The organism is Kaistia adipata DSM 17808 (genome assembly GCF_000423225.1).
Taxonomy (GTDB): Bacteria; Pseudomonadota; Alphaproteobacteria; order Rhizobiales; family Kaistiaceae; genus Kaistia; species Kaistia adipata.
Map to the genome: position 1 here is coordinate 82,745 of NZ_KE383991.1, position 18,412 is coordinate 101,156.

Annotated in this window: 15 protein-coding genes; 3 read left to right on the top strand and 12 right to left on the bottom strand. The window is 67.0% G+C overall.

Features of this window, described 5'->3' with window-relative positions; all coding sequences use genetic code 11:
- Nucleotides 1-3 precede the first annotated feature (3 nt).
- The 4 genes from G539_RS24725 to G539_RS24730 are packed head-to-tail and all read right to left on the bottom strand — an operon-like array spanning nucleotide 4 to nucleotide 4,755.
- Nucleotides 4-816 carry an IclR family transcriptional regulator gene (locus G539_RS24725; protein WP_035831347.1) on the bottom strand — a complete coding sequence of 271 codons (813 nt, stop codon included), beginning with the start codon at nucleotides 814-816 and terminating at the stop codon, nucleotides 4-6.
- A gap of 8 nt (nucleotides 817-824) precedes the next feature.
- Entirely contained in the window at nucleotides 825-1,190 is a 366-nt protein-coding gene (locus G539_RS0113300) for a cupin domain-containing protein (RefSeq protein WP_029075636.1), read from the bottom strand.
- A 33-nt stretch (nucleotides 1,191-1,223) separates the two neighbouring features.
- Nucleotides 1,224-3,005 carry a thiamine pyrophosphate-binding protein gene (locus G539_RS0113305; protein ID WP_029075637.1) on the bottom strand — a complete coding sequence of 594 codons (1,782 nt, stop codon included), beginning with the start codon at nucleotides 3,003-3,005 and terminating at the stop codon, nucleotides 1,224-1,226.
- Between the two features lie 25 nt (nucleotides 3,006-3,030).
- Entirely contained in the window at nucleotides 3,031-4,755 is a 1,725-nt protein-coding gene (locus tag G539_RS24730) for an FAD-binding protein (protein WP_051231745.1), read from the bottom strand.
- A 250-nt stretch (nucleotides 4,756-5,005) separates the two neighbouring features.
- On the opposite strand from G539_RS24730, the gene G539_RS0113315 reads away from it, so the two are divergent.
- On the top strand, nucleotides 5,006-5,962 hold the full coding sequence (locus G539_RS0113315) for a LysR substrate-binding domain-containing protein (RefSeq protein ID WP_029075638.1): 957 nt from the start codon (nucleotides 5,006-5,008) through the stop codon (nucleotides 5,960-5,962).
- A 71-nt stretch (nucleotides 5,963-6,033) separates the two neighbouring features.
- On the opposite strand, the gene G539_RS0113320 is transcribed toward G539_RS0113315, so the two are convergent.
- The 8 genes from G539_RS0113320 to G539_RS0113355 all read right to left on the bottom strand — a co-directional run bounded on the left by G539_RS0113320 (nucleotide 6,034) and on the right by G539_RS0113355 (nucleotide 16,201).
- Nucleotides 6,034-6,990: an NAD-dependent epimerase/dehydratase family protein gene (locus G539_RS0113320; protein ID WP_029075639.1), complete on the bottom strand. Its 957-nt coding sequence runs from the start codon at nucleotides 6,988-6,990 to the stop codon at nucleotides 6,034-6,036.
- A gap of 39 nt (nucleotides 6,991-7,029) precedes the next feature.
- Nucleotides 7,030-7,959 carry an NAD-dependent epimerase/dehydratase family protein gene (locus tag G539_RS0113325; RefSeq protein ID WP_029075640.1) on the bottom strand — a complete coding sequence of 310 codons (930 nt, stop codon included), beginning with the start codon at nucleotides 7,957-7,959 and terminating at the stop codon, nucleotides 7,030-7,032.
- 30 nt (nucleotides 7,960-7,989) lie between these two features.
- Nucleotides 7,990-10,506, bottom strand: coding sequence for a branched-chain amino acid ABC transporter ATP-binding protein/permease (locus G539_RS0113330; RefSeq protein WP_029075641.1), 2,517 nt, complete (start codon nucleotides 10,504-10,506; stop codon nucleotides 7,990-7,992).
- On the bottom strand, nucleotides 10,503-11,369 hold the full coding sequence (locus G539_RS0113335) for a branched-chain amino acid ABC transporter permease (RefSeq protein ID WP_029075642.1): 867 nt from the start codon (nucleotides 11,367-11,369) through the stop codon (nucleotides 10,503-10,505). Before G539_RS0113335 ends, G539_RS0113330 begins: the two co-directional genes overlap by 4 nt.
- A gap of 74 nt (nucleotides 11,370-11,443) precedes the next feature.
- A complete protein-coding gene (locus tag G539_RS0113340; RefSeq protein ID WP_029075643.1) occupies nucleotides 11,444-12,673 on the bottom strand; it encodes an ABC transporter substrate-binding protein in 1,230 nt (409 codons plus the stop codon).
- A 355-nt stretch (nucleotides 12,674-13,028) separates the two neighbouring features.
- Nucleotides 13,029-14,120 carry a tricarballylate utilization 4Fe-4S protein TcuB gene (tcuB, locus tag G539_RS0113345; RefSeq protein WP_029075644.1) on the bottom strand — a complete coding sequence of 364 codons (1,092 nt, stop codon included), beginning with the start codon at nucleotides 14,118-14,120 and terminating at the stop codon, nucleotides 13,029-13,031.
- A complete protein-coding gene (gene tcuA, locus G539_RS0113350; RefSeq protein ID WP_029075645.1) occupies nucleotides 14,110-15,528 on the bottom strand; it encodes an FAD-dependent tricarballylate dehydrogenase TcuA in 1,419 nt (472 codons plus the stop codon). The genes tcuB and tcuA overlap by 11 nt, the downstream gene beginning before the upstream one ends.
- 1 nt (nucleotide 15,529) lies before the next feature.
- On the bottom strand, nucleotides 15,530-16,201 hold the full coding sequence (locus tag G539_RS0113355; protein ID WP_029075646.1) for a GntR family transcriptional regulator: 672 nt from the start codon (nucleotides 16,199-16,201) through the stop codon (nucleotides 15,530-15,532).
- Between the two features lie 101 nt (nucleotides 16,202-16,302).
- Between G539_RS0113355 and G539_RS0113360 the strand changes: the two genes are divergently transcribed.
- Nucleotides 16,303-17,487, top strand: a complete 1,185-nt coding sequence (locus G539_RS0113360) for a glycosyltransferase family 2 protein (RefSeq protein WP_084639985.1) — start codon at nucleotides 16,303-16,305, stop codon at nucleotides 17,485-17,487.
- On the top strand, nucleotides 17,488-18,402 hold the full coding sequence (locus G539_RS26240; RefSeq protein ID WP_051231367.1) for a glycosyltransferase family 2 protein: 915 nt from the start codon (nucleotides 17,488-17,490) through the stop codon (nucleotides 18,400-18,402).
- Nucleotides 18,403-18,412 lie beyond the last annotated feature (10 nt).

An 18,412-nucleotide genomic window follows, 5' to 3' on the forward strand; every position in this document is an offset into this window, starting at 1 on the left:
CGATCACCCGGCATGGCCCATCAGCGCCGAAAGCTGGCTCGCATGGCCGCGCAGCGTCTCCAGATGCGCGGCCACCACCGCGTCCGTCATTTTCCAGATCGGCCCGGACAATCCGATGGCCGCGATCACCGCGCCGGAGAAATTCCGCACCGGGACCGCGATGCAGCGCACGTTCTCGTCGAGTTCGCCACGATCCTCGGCATAGCCGCGCGCCAACACCCGTTCGAGATCGGCGCCGAGCGCCGGCGCGGAGCGGAGGGTGGCGTCGGTGAACGGCTCGAAACGCAACCCCTCGAGATCGCGCTGTGCGGGATCGCAATGCGCCAGCAGCAGCTTGCCGATGGCGGTGGCGTGCGGCGGCCGCGGCTGGCCGATGACATCGGCCATCTGCAGCATGCCGCGCGCCTCGGCCCGGGCGACCAGCAGGATGTCCCTGCCCGACCGGACCGCCAGATGGCTCGCCTCGCCGGTTTCCGCGCTCAGCGCGTCGAGCACGGGCTGGCCGAAGCGGATCAGGGTCTGGATCAGCGGCGCGCCGGCGGCCAGGGCGAAGATGCGCGGCCCGATGCAATAGGCCTTGCCATCGCCCACCCTGGCGACAAAGCCGAGCGTTTCCATCGACTTGATGAGATGGAACGCGGTGGAGGTGTGCAGCCCGGTCTGCGCCGCCACCTCCGTCAGCCCGATGCCGGTCTCCGCCCTTTGGGCGACGACCGACAGGATCATGGCCGCCCGCTCGAGAGACTGGATGCCGCCCTTGGCGGCAGTCTCCTTCGGCGAGGTTTCGTCGTCGGCAGACTTCGAGACGGGCGGCATGAAGGGTCTCACTCGTCGGAGATCGGCGTCGTGACGACGATGAAGGTCAAATCACCCAGCCCGGAATTCTCGATACTGTGCCAGGTGCCCGGCGTAATAAAGATCACATCGTTCTTACGCACGACATGCTTCTTGCCGTCGATCTCCATCAGGCCCTCGCCGTCGAGCACGTGATAGACCTGCTCCTGGCGCTTGTGGACGTGGCGCTCCACATAGGCCATCGGCTGGTAGGTGGAGATGCGGTAGTCGATCTGGCGGGCGCCGGTCGTCTCGGGATGGGCCAGCGCCTTCGACAACGCGCCGCCGTGATGGGCAGGAAACTGCCGCCAGGGCTCCTCGGCGATGTTGCGGATGACGGTCTTGTATTCGCTCATGTCGCGTTCCTTGCGTTCAAGCTCTTGAGGGGATCAGGCCGGCCGCCAGGCCGTGCCGAAGGCCGGCTGCTTCGGCTGGAGCGGCGGCAGTGCCCAGGATCCGGTGGTCGGCGGACGGATGTCGGCGTCGACGTGCACGTCGATCAGGACCGGACGGTTCATGCGGATCGCCGCCTCGAGCGTGCCGGCGAAATCCTCCGAGCGCGTGACCGTGAAGCCCTCGACGCCGGCCGCGCGGGCCCAGGCCGCGAAGTCCGGATTGTAAGGCTGCGAATTCTCGCCCTGGTAGAAAGCGGTGCCGTATTCGCGGCCATCGAAATAACCGTACTGGAGGTCGCGGATGGCGCCCCAGGCGAAGTTGTTCCAGACCACCCAGACGACCGGGATGTTGTACTCGACCGCGGTGCACAGCACGTGCGGCACCATGGTGAAGCCGCCGTCGCCGCAGACCGAGACGCAGACGCGATCGGGTGCCGCGAGCTTGGCGCCGAGGATTGCCGACGGGCCGAAGCCCATGCCGGAATAGCCCCAGCTGTTCAGCATGTTCTGAGGCGCGCGCGCCTTCCAGAACTGCATGAACCAGTTGTGGTGGATGCCCGCGTCGAAGGACAGAATGGCGTCGTCCGGCAAGACCTTCATGCAGTCGGCGACGATGCGCTCGGGACGGATCGGCTGCTGATGCGCGGCGAAGCCGGGGGCGACGAACGCTTCCCATTCCTTCCGCCAGCCGTCGATCTGCTCCAGCCAGCTCGTCAGCCGCGGCTCGCGGCCGACGGCGCGGTTGGCCAGCTCGGTCAGGACCTGCCGAATGAAGGTGCGCGCGTCCGCCTGGATGGCGAGATCCGGGGTGTAGTTGCGTGTGAGCTCGGCATGGTCGAGATCGACATGGATCAGCTTGGTGCTGGGGAAGTTCCAGGAATAGCCCGGCTGCCAGCTCGAGGCCGAGCGGTCGTCGAAGCGCGCGCCGATGGCGAGCACCAGATCCGCATGGCGGCCGGCCTGGTTGGCCTGGTAGGCGCCGTTGCGGCCGATGAAGCCGAGCGAGAGCGCGTCGGTCATGTCCAGCGTGCCCATGCCGTTCGGCGACGACACGACGGGGATCGACATCCAGCGGGCGAGCTCGGTCAGCTCGGGGCCACCCTCCGAGAGCGCCATGCCGTGGCCGACGAACAGCACCGGCCGCTCCGCCGCCAGGATGGCGTCGACCGTGGCCAGCACGTCGTCCGGGCTGCCGCCCGGCCGGCGCACGCCGAAGGCGCTGCCGACGGCTTCCTCGGCGAGGTCACCCTCTTCCTGGAAGAGGTTGTAGGGGATGTCGAGATTGACGGGACCGGGACGGCCGGTGGTCATCGTCGCGCAGGCCTGGCGCATCGCGAGCGGCAGCATCTCGACGCGCGTCGGCTGGAAGCTGCGCTTCACGACCGGGCGGATGACATTGTTGAAATCGGCCTGGTGGTGGAGGTTCAGCTCCTGGAACGGGCCGCGGTTGAACTGCTGCGTCGGCACGTTGGCGGTGATCGCCAGGATCGCCGAGCTGTCGGTCTGCGCGACGGCGAGGCCCATGATCTGGTTGGCGGAGCCCGGGCCCGTCGAGGTCAGCGTGGCGGCCACGCGGTGCGAGACGCGGAAGAACGCGTCCGCCATGTGCACGGCTGTCTGCTCGTGACGCGGCGAGATCATCTGGACCTCGTCCTTCACGTCGTAGAGACGGTCGATCAGGCCGACCGTGCCATGCCCGCAGACTCCGAAAACATACGGGATCTTCTCGCGAACGAGCGTCTCGGCGATGTAGTCGCCGCCCTTCTTCTTGGCCATTTGGGTCTCCTCGAAATTGAACGAATTAGGGATTGCGGGTGATGTGGCGCACGGCGCGCCAGGCGAACGTCATGCCGGCGCCGATCTGGGCGCCTGCGCCGGGGTATTCGCCGGAGAAGCAGGACTGCATGTCGTTGCCGCAGACATAGAGACCGGGGATCGGCCCGCCCTGCCCGTCCCGGACCTCGCCGTCGACGGAAGCGGACAGGCCGCGGCTGGTGCCGAGCGGCGTCGGATAGAGCGCGACCGCGTAGAGCTCGCGCTCCCCCACCGGGCCGAGACAGGGGTTCGGCCCATGCGCCGCGTCGCCGTTCGAGCGCTGATAGCTCGTCTCGCCGCGCGCGAAATCGGCATCCGTGCCGGTAGACGCGAAGACGTTGAACCGCCGGATCGTTTCCGCCAGCTCCGCCCCCGGCACATTGATGGCGCGAGCGAGCTCGGCGACGGTCCGGCCATATTTCAGATAGCCCTCGCGCACATAGCCGCCGAGCGCTGGCGTGCGCGGCCGGACGATGCCCATGCCGTAGCGGCGCAGGAAGCTGCGATCGCCGATCAGCCAGGCCGGAATGGCTGACGTCTCGCGATGGGCCGCGTACATAGCCCGGACGAAGTCGTGGTAGGACAGCGCCTCGTTGGCGAAGCGCCGGCCGGCGCTGTTGACGATGATCGAGCCCGGCTTGGCGCGGTCGAGAGCGATATGCGGGTAGACGGCAAGGCTGCCGTCCGCGCGGGTGCGCAGCGAACTCGGGAACCAGAGCCCGGCATCTGAAAGCTTCGGCCCGAGCGCGGCGCCGACATCGGTCGCCAGGCCGATCGTGCCGGCGCAGGCATAGGGCGAGGCCGGCGTGTGTTCCGGGGCCGGCGACGGCAGCTCGCGCCGACGCCAATCCTCGTTGCCGGGGAAGCCGCCGCCCGCCAGCACGACGCCGCGAGTGGCATCGATCCGCGCCGAAACGCCGTTGCGGGTCACCTCGGCACCGACGACACGTCCGCCCTCCATGCGCAACCCGCCGACGAGGACGTTTTCGTAGAGCAGGCCACCCCGCGCGAGAACCGCATGCACCAGGCGGGCGACCAGGGCGTTGCCCATCACGAGGCGCGTGCCGCGCCGGTGGCCGCTGAGGCGATCTGCCAGGTAGCGCAGCGTGAGCCGCGCGCCGAGCACCATCGCGGACAGCGACTTCTCGGCATGCACCAGCCGCCCTGCCTCGGCCCGCGTCACCATCATGCCGTTGAACACGGTGAACTCCGGAACCGGGTTCGCGATCAGCGGGAAATAGCCGCCGAGCAACCGCCCGTCGAACTCGACCGGCTCCAGCGGGCGCCAGCCCTGCCCCGCGCCGGGCAGATTGGCGCGGTAGTCGGGCGCGCCGCGATACGGCCGGAACACAATCTCCGCACGATCCTCGAGATCGGCCTGCATCTCGGGCGCGGCGTCGAGAAAGGCCTCCCACGGCGCGCGCGGACCGCGCGGGCCAATCAGGGTGTCCAGATAGAGCTCGGCCTGCTCGCGATCGCCCTCCATGCCGGCGGCGCGCATCATCCGGTTGTCCGGCACCCAGCTCGTGCCGGACGAACGGGCGGTCGTGCCGCCGAACGCCGGGGCGCTGTCCACGACGATCACCCGCAGCCCGGCGAGCAGGCCAGCAAGGGCGGCCGTCAGGCCGGAAGCGCCGCTTCCGATGACGAGCAGGTCAGTGGTCACGCGCTCGGCGAGAGCGGGGCGAGCTTCCGGATCAAACAGCGCCATCGAATTTTTCATATTATGAGATTGATTTTCACTATGTGGCATAAACTTGCCCCACGGCGCGGTCAAGAGCTTGGCGCGCACCGCTGCGACGCTCGGGAGCCGGACGCCGGAACGCCGCGCCGCAGCGTGCCGAGGCGACCAGCAGCATCGTGACGCATTCGACATTCAACGCATGGCCGGCTAGTAAGCTGCAGCTCAGACATCCCGCCCGGCCCCGGCCGGCAGCGGGAGCGCCAAGAGGAACCGGATATTGGACGTCAAACAGCTCAAGTACTTCGTCGCGATTGTTGACTGCGAAAGCTTTTCGCAGGCGTCGCGGGAGCTGAACATTGCCCAACCGGCCCTCTCGCAACAGATCTCTCGCCTCGAATACGACATCGGCGCCCCGCTCCTGCTGCGCTCCAGCCGCGGCGTAACCCCGACCAGCAAAGGGCAGACGCTCTACCGCTACGCCAAATTCATCCTCCGGCAGATCGACCAGGCGCTGGCGGCGGCGCGCGGCGTCGCCACCGAGATCACCGGACGGGTGACCATCGGACTGCCGCCCTCGACCATCTGCCAGGTCGGCGAACCGATGGTGGAACGGATCCGCTCGCAATATCCGGGCATCATGCTGAACGTGATCGAAGGCTTGAGCGGCCACCTGCGCAGCCAGGCCGCCTCGGGCGATCTCGACATCACCGTACTGTTCTCCGGCGAAAGCGTGCCGGGCTGGTCTTCCGTCCAGATCCTGCGCGAGGAACTGTTCCTCGTCCTGCCGGCCACCTCGGACCTGCTGCCCGCCACGCAGTCGCAGGTCACGCTGGCCGACATCGCCGACATCCCGCTGATCCTGCCCAGCGGCAGTCACGGCCTGCGCCGCCGCATCGACCTCGAATACGAGCGGATCGATCGCCGCGTCACGCCGGTCGCCGAGATCGACTCGCTGCCCGTGCTGATGCGCTGCCTGCTGCGCGGCATGGGCGCGACGATCAAGCCGCGCGCCGCGATCAACGTCTTCGGCGAGCCGGAATCCGCGCAGTGGCGCTGCCTGCCGATCAGCGACGTCTCGCTGACGCGGATCAACTACCTGCACACCGCCCCGACGGACGAGCTTTCCGAAGCCAGTTCTCTCGTCCGCGACGAGCTGATCCGGCTGGTGCACGAGCAGGTGAGCGAAGGCCGCTGGCTCGGCGTCGAATATATCGGCCCTCCCGTCGCGCCGTAGGTCGGCGCGAGGGATCCCCGGACGGCACGCCGGCACGCTTGGGTGCCGACGCGTCCTGTCGCGGGATCTGGTCACCCCGAGGCGCCTGACGCGCCGCGCGCTTCCTCGATCATCAGATCGATGCCGCGGCGGATCGGGTATTCCGGCGCATAGCCGAGTTCCTGGCGGGCCCGGCTGATGTCGAGCGCCCCCTTCTTCGCGGTCAGGATGCGGTCGCCGTGCCGGTAGGGACCGGCCTCGATCCGGATGTCGGCGCCCGGGACAGCCTCGTTGACGAGCCCGGCGACCTCGGACAGCGTCGGCGCCTCGCCGGTGGCGACGTTATAGGCGTCGAAGCGGTGCTCGGCCTTGTCGAGCGCCAGGACGATGCCCGACACGGTGTCCTCGATATAGACCTGGTCGACGGCCAGATCGCCGCCGCCCTGCTGGTGCAGCGGCTGGCCCTTCAGCGCTGCGTCGACATAGGTCTTCGGCATGCGCGGACGCGGCAGGTTCGGCCCGTAGACCCAGCAAGTCCGAACGTTGATGCATTCGAGGCCGTGATCGCGGCTGTAGACGCGGCCATAGTGCTCGGCCGCCAACTTCGTCAGGCCGTAGATCGAGGTGGGCACCTGCGGATGATCCTCGGTGATCCTCGCCGACTGGAAGTCACCATAGGTTTCCTCGGTCGAGACATGCACGACGCGGCGAATGCCGGTCAGGCGCATGGCCTCGAGCAAATTGACCATGCCTTCGACGTTGACGCGCATCGCCTTCAGCGGGATGTCGGCGCACTGCACCACGCCGACGATGGCGGCGCAGTGGACGATCGCATCCGGCCTGGCCTCGGTCAGCGCGCGCATCACCTGCGGCCACTCGCCGAGATCGACGATGGTGTTGAGGAGCTTCGGGTTCTGCTCGGCAAGCGCCTTCATGGCCGGGCTGATGCCGACATCCGCCGAGATCACCGTGTCGCCGCGCGCCAGCAGCCTGCGGACGACGGCGCTGCCGAGCCAGCCCGATCCGCCGGTCACGAGAATAGTCTTCATTCTCTCAAATCCTGTTCGTGAAGGGGAAACCGCCCGTTCTCAGGCGTCGCCGGAAATCAGGTGGCGCAGGCTGTGCTCGGGCCGGAAGCCCAGCCGCTGCGCGGCGTGGCGCGTGTCGTAGAGGCTGGCATACGGGCTGCCGGCATAAAGCTCGGCATCGCGCACCTCGATCGCCGTGCCGTGCAGGCGGCGGGCCCGCTCGACGGTCGGCTCGGCGGCCAGCGTGTCGGGCGAGGCCACAAAAAACGTCTCGAAGCTGGCCGGCGCCATCTCCAGCTCCAGCGCCAGCCGGAAGGCCCGAGCGAGGTCGCGTGGATCGATGTAGTTGTAGAAGGCGCCGCCACCGGCGCTGGAAGGACCGCCGGCCGGCGTGCCCTTGTAGTTCGCCGGGTCGGCGTGGCGCGCGCGGATCTCGCCATACATTTCGGGATAGGCGACGAAGACGGTGCGGATCGCCACCGTCTGTAGGCCCCAATGCACGGCGGCGCGGGCAATGTCCTCGCCCATCACCTTGCTGAGCGCGTAGGGATCGGTCGCCTGCAGCGGGTGCGCGAGATCGACCGGCATGTAGCGCGGCGGCGCCATGGCGCCCTCCCGCACGGTGTAGCCGATGACGGAATCGCTGGAGCAGAACACGACGCGCGGCACGCCGTTCTTTCGCGCGGCCTCGAAGACGTTCCACGTCCCGAGCACATTGGTGGTCAGGATCTCCTCGCCGGTGCCCTGCCAGATATTGGCGCGAGCCGCGGCGTGGATCACCAGATCCACGCCGTCGACAGCCTTCGCCACGTCATCGGCGTTGGTGACGTCGCCGACATGCCACTCGGCTTCGTCTTCGCCCTGACGCCGATCGAAGCCACGGACGCAGTAGCCATTCGCCACCAGCTCGCGGACGATGTAGCGCCCGAGAAGGCCGGCCGCGCCGGTCACAAGGACCAGCGGAAGTCCGTCTTGTGTCTCTTTGCTCATGTTCATTGTCTCCGTCCGGGTGCCACGGCCTCAGGCCGCGGCAATTCCCAGCAGCCGATCCTGAAGTGCCTGGTCGTTCGCGAGAGTGTCCGACTCGCCGGCGAAGGCGATCTTGCCGTTGACGAGCACATAGGCGCGGTCGGCGAGCGCGAGCACCTCGTCGGCGTGATGCTCGACGACGACGAGGCTGGCGCGGGTCGAGATGCGATTGACGGCGGCCTTCACCTCCTCAACCACGGCCGGAGCGAGACCCTCATACGGCTCGTCGAGCAAGATCAGGCGGGTTGGCACCACCAGCGAGCGAGCGATCGCCACCATCTGCCGCTCGCCGCCCGAGAGGTTCTGGGCCTTGGAGCGTGACAGGATGGCGAGCTTCGGGAAGAGGTCGTGGATCTCCTCGATCGACGCGCCGCCGGCACGCATCGCCAGCGCCAGGTTCTCGTGCACGGTCAGGTTCGGGAAGAGACGACGCCCTTCCGGCACGATCGTGATGCCGCGCCGGTTGATCTGGTCGGAGCGTTCGCGGCTGATGTCGACGCCGTCGAACACCACCTGGCCGGCGGTCGGATGCAGCTGCCCCATGATCGTCTTGAGCGTCGTCGACTTGCCGACGCCGTTGCGGCCGAGAAGCGCCACCACCTCGTTCGGCATGACCTTGAGGTCGATGCCTTCGAGAACGGTGCCGCCGCCATAGCCCGCCTGCACGCCCTTCATCTCGAGCAGCGGCTTGACCGCGCCGTCGACCGGACGCTTGGCGGCCCCGACGCTAGCAGGCGTCGCGACGACGTCGACCGAGGCCTTCTTCTCGTGCTTCGCGCCCATATAGGCTTCGATGACTTCCGGATGCTTCGCCACCATGGCCGGCTCGCCATCGGCGATGATGCGGCCCTGGTGCAGCACGGTGATCCGGTCCGACATCGCGATGACCCGGTCGATGTCATGCTCGATCAGCACGACGGCATGGGTCTCGGCGAGCTTCTTGATCAGGTCGGAAACGACGATGCGGTCCTTCTCGCCGAGGCCGGCGAGCGGCTCGTCGAGCAGCAGCACCTCGGCTTCACCCGCCAGCGTGATCGCGATCTCCAGCAGGCGAACCTCGCCATGCGAGAGCTCGGTGCAGGGATTGGCGGCGCGGTCGGCCAGGCCGACGGCATCGAGGATCGACCACGCTTCCGCGCAGACCACCGTGTCCTTGTGGGCATCGCGCCAGAACGGGATGGTCCGCTCGCGGCTCGCCTGGACGGCGACGCGCACATTCTCGAAGACCGACAGGTTCTTGAAAACGCTGATGATCTGGAACGAGCGCGAAATGCCGAGGCGGGCGCGCTGGTAGGGCTTCAGCTTGGTGATGTCCCGGCCCTTGAACAGGATCCGGCCGGCATTCGGCTCCAGGAAGCCGGTCAGCATGTTGAAGAGCGTCGTCTTGCCGGCGCCGTTCGGGCCGATGATGCTGTGCAGGACGCGGTCGTTGACGTCGAGCGAGATGTCCTTCTGGGTGACGATCGAGCCGAAGCTCTTCGACAGGTTCTGGGTCTGCAGCACCGGACCGGTGGTGACCGACGAGGCCTTCGGCTTGAACGGCGCGATCTTGGCCGGCCGCGCCGGCACCGTGTTGCGGGTCAGCGTCCAATGGTTGCGGCGGATCAGGCGCTGGAAGATGCCCTGCATGCCCTCCGGCGAGATGATCGCGAACAGGATGATGATCGGCGCGAAGATCAGCCACCAATTGTCGGTGATGACGCTGAGCTTCTCCTCGAGGGTGAGGAAGGTGATAGCGCCCCACATCGGGCCGAGGAAGTGGTGCACGCCGCCGAGCGCCGCCATCAGCACCGGGTCACCCGCGCGCTGCCAGCTCATGTTATCGGCATAGGCGCCCTGGATCAGCATCGCCATCAGGCCACCGGCGATGCCGATGAGCATGCCGGCGATGCAGAAGCCGGCCCACTTCGCCATGAAGGTGTTGAAGCCGAGCGTCATGGCGCGCTGCTCGTTGTCGCGCACGGCCTGCATGGTGCGGCCGAGCGGCGTATGGACGAGCTGCCACAGCACGCCGATCAAGAGGATCACGGCGGCAACGGTGAACCAGTGGAAGGCCAGCGACGACGGCATCCACGGACGCGGAACGTTCTGGATGCCGTTCTCGCCGCCCGTGACCGAGGTCCACTTGAACGCGATCTCATAGGCGACCTGCGAACAGGCCAGCGTGATCAGCGAGAAGTACAGCCCCTTGCGGCGCAAGATGACCAGGCCGAGCACCATGGCACCGGCCAGCGAGAACACCGCTGCGAACAGCATCGCGGTGAGCTCGTTCGTCACGGCGCTGCCGAGCGTGAAGGCGACCGCGTAGCTGGCGCAGCCGAAGAAGATGGAGGCGCCGAAGGGAACCAGTCCGAGATAGCCGATGAGCAGGTTCACGCCGAGCGCGTAGAGGACGTAGATCGCGATCTGCGTCACATGGGTGATGGAGGCGCCTTCGTAGAGGACGAAGCCGCTCAGCCCCACCAGCACCAGCGTCGCGATGACGACAGGGTGTTTCAGAAAACTCATTCGAAGCGCTCCCACTGGGTGCCGAGCAGCCCGCGCGGGCGCAACAGAAGAACAATCAGCATCAGGACGTACATCGCGGCGGTGGACGCCTCGGGCCAGAACTGGATCGTCAGCGCGGTGGTGATGCCGACGGCGAGGCCGGCGACGACGGCGCCCGCGAACGAGCCGAGACCACCGATGGCGACGATCACGAAGGCGGGCATGATGGCGTTGGCGGCCATGGAGGGAGAGACGGTCCAGAGCGGCCCGGCGAGCACGCCGGCGATGGCGGCGATGCCGCAGCCGAGGCCGAAGACGGCCGTGAAGACGCGCGGCAGGTTGATGCCGAGCATGTCCACCATCGCGGGATCGCGGCTGCCGGCGCGGATGATGCGGCCGTAGGGCGTGAAGGCGAGGAAGGCCCAGAGCGCGACCAGCACGGCGATTGTCGCGCCGAGCACGGCGACGCGATAGCGGGTCATGAAAATGGGGCCGAGCTCGACGAAGCCGTTCAGGAACTCGGGCGGCGAAAGCGGCTTGCCGTCGGTGCCCCAGACATAGCGGATGATCGCCTCGATCAGCAGCGCCAGCGCGAAGGTGATGACGAGGCTGAGCAGCGGCTCCTTGCCGTAGAGACGGCGGATCAGCGTCACCTCCAGCAGCATGCCGATGCCGGCGACGATCACAGGCGACAGGATGGCGGCGGGCCAACCGAAGAGGCGCACCAGTTCATAAGCAAAATAGGCGCCAAGCGCGAAAAAAGCGCCGTGAGCGAAATTCACAATTCCAAGCATGCCGAACGTAATCGACAGACCGACAGCGATCAAAACATAGATGAACCCGAGCACGAGCCCATTCGCTGCCTGAGACAGTAAGATTTCCATTTATTTATTCCTGGGCTTCGGGCCGGACAAGGTGGCCGCATGACGCGGCCACCCCGGGAATCGAGGACGGAAGATCAGAGATCGCCCATCTTGCAGCCGATCTGTTCCTTCGTGCCGAAGGCAGTCGAAGTCGCCTCTTCACCCTCGGTCGACCAGCCGACGACGTTCATGAAGTCGTACTTGTCGGAGATCTGGTCCTTGACCTGCACGATCAGGGCCGGACGGATCAGCTGGTGGTCCCACTCGCGGTAGTAGTAGGGGAACTCGCCGGCCTCATAGCGCCAGCTCTCGATCGCCGGCACGAGCTTGGTCGGGTCGGTCGAGCCGGCCTTCTCCAGCGATTCCAGCATCGAGCGCATCGCGAACCAGCCCGACCAGGCCTTGTCGGAGGGCGGCATGTCGTAGGCCTCCTGGTAGGCCTTGACGAATTCCTTCTCGACGGCCGGGTTGCGGTCATCGTTGTAGTACCAGGGCTTGACGTGCGTGCCGGTCGCGGCCGCCGGTCCGATATCCCAGAAGTCGGTGTCCGATACCGCGACTTCGTAGATCGGCACCGAGCCCTTCATGCCGAGCTCGTTCCACTGCTTGAGGAAGTTGGAAAGATCGAGGCCGACCAGCGCGCCGAAGATGGCGTCCGGCGCGGCGCGGCGGATCTTCAGAATGTACGAGCTGTAGTCGGCGGTGTTGACGGGGATCTCGTCGGCTCCGGCTTCCGTCGCATTGACGTTGCCGAGCATCGCGCGACCGGTGCGCAGCACGTCCTGGCCAAAGGCATAGGCCGGCGTGAAGAAGTAGATCTTGTTGTCCTTCAGGCGATCGAAGATCGCCGAGACCTGGACCGGCACCGGCGCCTGCGTGCGGAACGTATAGCGGTTGCAGCTCGTTCCGGTCACCTCGGAGGCGGCCGAACCGGCGGAGATGAACGGAAGCTTCTCGCGCTCGGCCACCGACATCATCGCCAGCGTTGCTGCGGAAGAATTGCCGCCGACAACGCCGGCGACCTTATATTCGGTCGCCATGCGCTGCATGTTCTGCTGCGCGACCTGGGGGCTGGCTTCGTCGAGCCAGATCGTCTCGATCGGCTTGCCGAGGACCTTCTTGCCATGCATGGCAACAGCGATTTCCGCGCCACGGGCCATGTGCAGGCCGATCGACGCGCTGGCGCCCTGCTTCGGCGTCAGGATGCCCAGGCGAACGGTCTCCTCCGCGATCGCCGAAGCACTGAGCGATGCGAGGAGGACACCGGTCAGGGCCGAAAGTCGGCCGGCCGCGCGCCATCGTCCGCTTGTGTTCTTCACTGTCATTCCAGGTTTCCTCCTCAGCATACAGCCGGTATGGCGACATCGCTGCCGAACCGGCGCAGCCATGCAGGCAGCCCCGGCCAGCCTCCCCCGCCGTGCCAGCCAGGTTGGTGTAGTTTAGAACCTAATTCGAATTGACCATCGGTTTGAAATAGGACTTTGCTTGAATCCTATAGGGTTCTGCTATGGTCCCGACGCCGTTGGGGCAGGTGGTCAAACGTGTCGCACGCGTCGTGATACCCCCACGCGACGCGGCACAATCAGACTGCGAAACGACGACATCCGCGCACGGCGGGAGCCGGCGCGGATGTCTCGTCCAGATATCGTCTCGGGCAGGCGCGAACCGCCGCCGTCCCCCTCAGGCGGTCTTCTTCTTCGTCTCCTCGGCAAGCAGCGCCGCCAGCCGGAAGAAGCCGTGCACCATCTTGGTGTAGGGCAGGAGCAGGAAGAAGGTCAGCACAGCGCCGAGATGGACGGCGAGCATCGGCGAGACGAGATGGCTGCCGGTCGCGGCATAAAGCGCGAGACCGGAGGCGGCAACGAAGCCGAGCAGCGCGATGAAGGCCATCTCGCCGCCCCAGGCGCGCACGGCGCCCAGCTTCTTGTCCGCCTTGGTCTTCAGCCAAGCGAGGCCGATCGTGCCGACGACGAGCAGGATGCCGCCGGGAACGCCGAGCAGCTTGGGCGGCGTGAGCAAACCATAGGGCGCCTGCCAGCCAAAGACATAGTGGAGGATGGTCGCCACGCTCGTGGCCGCAAAGCACAGCAGGAAGCCGTACATCACCGCCTGGTGGAAATAGCGGCGTGCGTTGGAATAGCGGTCCTCGACCTCGAAATTGCAGCCCTGCCCCTGCCCGCCTCCGAGGTTCCGCATGTTGGCCACCTGGGCACAGGCGCCGACGACATGCCGGATGGCCAGCCGACCCGCCCCGACCTCGCGCCAGTAGCGGACCAGACCGACGGCGACGGCCGCAAGCGGCAGCAGGAAGGCGGGCGCGAAGAGCGCGACCATCGCATTGTGCGACAGGAACGCATAGAATCCCTCGCCCGAGGTCGGGCGCAGGGAGGCGATCAGCCAGAACAGCACGCCGATGCCGGCGACCATCGACAGCATCAGCACCATGCCGTTCTGCTGGAAGGTCCGCGCGACGGGCGCCGGCCCGACGAAGCGCTCCCAGCTGTCCTGCCGGACTTCGGCCAGCGCCGCCGGCAGGTTCAGGTCGAACTCATGCGGTTCGGTGTACTGGCAGGAATAGTAGCAGCCGCGGCAGTTGTGGCAGAGATTGGCCAGGTGGGTCAGGTCGCCATCGGCGAACGACTTCTGCCGCGTCATCGCCGGAAAGACGGAACAGAAGCCTTCGCAGTAACGGCAGGCATTGCAGATTTCGATCTGGCGCCGGGCTTCCTCGGCGAGCGAGGCGGTGTCGAGCGTAGCGAGATTAAGAGACACGAGAAGCGGCCTCCCGGCCCGCGATACGTCCGAAGACCGTTCCAATCGTCATGCCGAAACCGGCGAGGTAGCCCTGGCCAAGGATCGAGCCGGCCATGATCTCGCCGGCCGCCCAGACATTGGCGAGCGGACCGCGCAGCGTGTGCACACGGGCATCCTGCGAGACCTTGAGGCCGAGATAGGTGAAGGTGACGCCCGGCCGGAGCTGGTAGCCGTAATAGGGCGGCTTATCGATCGGCCGCGCCCAGTTGGTCTTGGCCGGTGTCAGCCCCTCGGTCGCCACACCGTCGAGCTCCATCGGGCGGAACTCGCCCGGCCGGCACGCGGCATTGAACGTCTCGACGGTCTGCTTGAGCTTTGCGCCGTCGAGCCCGAGCTTCACGCCCAGCTCCTCGACCGTGTCGGCTTTGACCGGCGGGAAGACGGACGGCATGAAGAGGTCAATCGACTTGCTGTCGATGATCGAGAACCCCTCCTGCCCCGGCTGCGCGGCGACGAGGCGACCCCAGATCGCATAGCGCTTGGGCCAAACGTCCTCGCCCTCGTTGTAGAAGCGGTCGCCATCGCGGTTGACGACGATCGAGAACGGGACGCAATCAAGGCGGGTGACGATGCCGCCGTCGAATTTCGGCGCGCGCCCGTCGATAGCGACGGCATGGCACTGGGTCGGGTCGCCGACGCTCTCGCAATCCTGGTCGAGCATGTCGCGCAGCACGACGCCGCGATTGTAGGGCGTGCCGCGGATCAGGAAGTTGGCGGCGGCAGGTCCCCAGGCACGCGTCAGCCACTCGATGTCGGACTGGAAGCCGCCGGACGACAGCACGACGCTGCGGCCCCGGATGCTCTGCTGCGGCGCGCCGGCAACGGACACCTCGACATGGGTGAAGCGATCGCCCTCGAGGTGCACGTGCTTGACCTGCGCCTCGTAGACGATGGTGACGCCGAGATCGGTCGCGGTGTTGTAGTAGGCGTTGACCAGCGCCTTGCCGCCGCCGAGGAAGAAGGCGTTGGTGCGCGACAGGCTGAGCGTGCCGGAAAGCGAAGGCTGGAAACGCACGCCATGCGCCTCCATCCAGGGCAGGCACTCCTCGGACGAACGGATGGCGAAGCGCGCCAGGCCCTCGTCCGTCTTGCCCTTCGTCACCAGCATCAGGTCATGGAAATACTCGTCTTCCTCATAGCTGCCGGTCAGCACCGAGAGCGGGCCGCGATGCATGCAGCGGAAGTTTCGCGTGTGCCGCGAATTGCCGCCGCGATAGGCCTTCGGCGCCCCTTCGAGGATGAGAACCCGAGCCCCCGCCTCTGCGGCGGTGATCGCGGCGCAGAGCGCCGCGTTGCCACCGCCGACAACGATCACATCCCAGAGCGTCTCGCCGAGGTGAGACGCCGTATCCTTGACATTCGCCATACTAGATTTCGTCCGTGGTACGTTCGCTGGAGCGAAGGATGCGCAAGCGCGAGCGCTGGGCCGACTGGATGTGCGCGCGCATCTCCAGCTCGGCGCGCTGGCCATCGCGGGCGACGATGGCGTCGAGCACGCGAGCATGCTCCTCGACGGCGGAGTCGACGCGCGTGCCCTCCATCAGCGTGGTCGGCCCGAGGATCATCATCGTCTTCTGGAGCGCGTTGATCGCCGCTAGCAGGAAGCGGTTCTTCGCCGAATCCTGCAGCGTCATGTGGAACAGCCGGTTGATCTCGGCCGCCCGGGCGTGGTCGTCCGCCGTCCCCGCGAACTCGGCGTTGAGATCCTGCAGCTCGGCGATCTCCGCCTCGGACGCCGACCGCGCCGCCAGGCGGGCGGCCGTCCCCTCGAGCACGGCGCGCATCTCGTAGAGCTCCATGATCTCCGGATAGTCGAGACTGCGCACCACCGCGCCGAGGCGCGGCTGGTGCACGACAAGGCCATCCATCTCCAGCAGCCGGAGCGCCTCGCGAACCGGCGTGCGCGAATGGCCGAGGCGCTCGCCGAGCTCGACCTCCCGGAGCCGGGTGCCGGGCGGCAGCTGGCCGAGCCGGATTTCCTCGAGAAGCCTGCGGTACACGACCTGGCCCTGGGTGACGTCTTCCTGCGCGTCTGCCATGTGCCTTCCTCCAATGCATCCGAGTGAATACATTTGGATACAATATCGGTCAAGACGCGTTTCAAGCGTTCCGGCGCGCGCGGACGACCGATCAAAAGGCAATGAAGACGACGACGGGAAGCAGCCGGGAACCGCCAGCGGCGCTGGCACGCCGGACATCCCACCCAGAACGTTGCGGCGTCGCCACAGCCTCCGGATTTGTGATGCCGGCTGTCGCCGGCGATGGCCCTGCAACTTTAGAATGTACCGAGGCTGTGCTAGCCATCGCAGCCCATTTCAATGCAGCCGGAGTCACCCTCGTGGCCCTACCGAGCGTTTCGATCGTCGTGGAGATGGAGAACATCAAGACGGTGGAACCGGACCTGCTCGGTGTCGTCCTGGAGAGCCTGGCGGCACAATTGAAGCCGCATCTTGGAGCGCTGCCGAGGCCGCCTCAGATCATCTTCTCCTATCCCGGGCAGCCGGACGAACGGGAAGAGGTCCTGCACCGGATCCGGCGGGACGGGCCGGGCCTGGCAGCGATGGATCTCGATGCTGTCGGCACCCCTGATGGCCGCTACTACGAGATGAAGAACGCCGGCGCGGCGCGGGCGGACGGCGGCATTCTCATTTTCGTCGATTCCGACGTGGAGCTAGCCGACGGCTGGCTGGGGAAGTTGCTCGAACCTTTCAACGACGCGACGACCATGGCCGTGAGCGGCCACACGTTCCTGCGCCACGACAACTTCGCGTCACGGACCCTCGCCCTGATCTGGATCTTCGCATTGGAGCGCGGTGACGACCGCGAGGCCGCACGGCGATCGATCAACGCGAACAATGCCGCTTTCCGCCTCGACTGGTTCCGAAGCGTCGGCGGCTTCCCCTACGATCCCGGCTTCAAGGTCTCCTGCGCCCTGCTCTATTACCGGCTGCGCCAGCAGGGCCTGGACTGCGTCCGGGCCGACGCGCGGGCTCGTCATGAACCGCTGCGCGGCTGGCGCTTCCTGCTCTGGCGGGCGGCCGTGACGGGACGCGACGCCGACAGGAAGTACCGCCTGATGAAATCGCCGTCGCGAGCGAGGCGGCTCCGGCACGCAGGCAGCCGGTGGGGCACGATGTTGTGGCGCTCGACCCGGCGCATCCTCGGCAAGCGGAAGATCGTCGGCCTCCCCCTCTGGCAGGTGCCGGCGGCGCTGCTGATGGGCTGGGGCTTCTATTCCATCGCCTTCGTGAACCAGGCCGCGAGTGCGATCGGTCTCTTCGGCAACGCCGTCGAGCACGTACCCGACTATGCCGAGGTTCACTGAATGCCCGCCATTTCCGTGGTCATCCCGACCCATAATCGCTCGGGCTCCTTGCCGCGCGCGGTCGAGAGCGTGCTTGCGCAGACCATGGGCGATTTCGAGCTGATCATCGTCGATGATGGCTCCACCGACGGCACCGGGCGCTATCTGGCGACGATCGCGGATCCGCGCGCACGGGTGATCTGCTTCGCCGCCCGGCGCGGCGCCAATCCGGCTCGCAATGCCGGGATCGAGGCCGCGCGGGCCGGGATCGTCACCTTTCTCGATTCAGACGACGCCTACCTGGCCAACCGGCTGGAGACGACGATCTCGATCCTCGACGCCAATCCGGGGATCGAGCTCGTGCTGAGCTCCTTCCTGACGATCGAGGGCAGGCGGCGCTCCGACTGCGTCAATCCCGGCTGTTTCGTCGACGCGGCCACGCTCGAGGAGGCGCTGGTCGCGCATTCCGTCTTCATCGCCGGCTCGGCGATCACGGCGCGGACGGCGGCGCTCCGGCAGGCGGGCGGCTTTGATCCGGACGTCCGCCGCATGCAGGACCGCGACCTGCTGCTCCGCCTCGCCCGCTTCACCGGCGCGGCGCTCAGCCCGACCGTCGACTGGCACAAATTCACCACCGTCGGCGCGATCTCCTATTCGAAGACGGGCTATTTGCAGTCGCTGGTGGAACTGATCCGGCGCCATCCGGTGATGCTGGCGCGCTACCAGCCATTGGTCCGCTATCTGGTGGCGCGGCCGATCATCGCCGACCTGCTGCAGGGCGATCTGCTCAACGCCTATCGGAACTGGCGCTACTGCCGCGCGGCCGACATGCTGCGCGAGCGCGGCATCCGCGCGCCCGCCGGCTATCTGGCCGGCAAGCGGGTCCGTCGCGCCATTCGCGCCCGCCTCGTCGCGGCGCCGGACCGGCCGGCCTAGAGCCGTTCAT